Source organism: Streptomyces sp. P9(2023) (genome assembly GCF_032436795.1).
Classification (GTDB): domain Bacteria; phylum Actinomycetota; class Actinomycetes; order Streptomycetales; family Streptomycetaceae; genus Streptomyces.
In genome coordinates this window covers 1-275 of sequence record NZ_JAUPWM010000440.1, presented here as the reverse complement: position 1 = coordinate 275, position 275 = coordinate 1, and the positions used below count along the sequence as shown (strand labels likewise).

Genomic DNA, 275 nt, shown 5'->3' with positions numbered 1-275 from the left:
CCCGCCTTGATGGCGTTGAACAAATCGTCGTCGGGGATCAGACAGAGACGCTGATCCCAAGGCTTGTAGCGGGGCGTGAAGTGGGTCTCCACATCGAAGTCGGGGCCCAGCGCCTCGCGCACGAGCCCCACTAAGCGCTCCTTGGTCTTTTCCGGGTTCTTGCGCGCCAAGTTGAAGAAGAATTGCTGCAGCAGCACGTTGCGCCAGCGCACCAGGCTGTAGGCGAGCTTGGCCGGCAGATGGGCGCGCAGCCAGTTGGCCAGGGCGTCCTCGGC

1 pseudogene is annotated in these 275 nt (G+C 64.0%); it reads right to left on the bottom strand.

Features of this window, described 5'->3' with window-relative positions:
* Positions 1-275 (bottom strand): annotated as a pseudogene (locus Q5762_RS38275) (FAD-containing monooxygenase EthA); the annotation flags it as partial.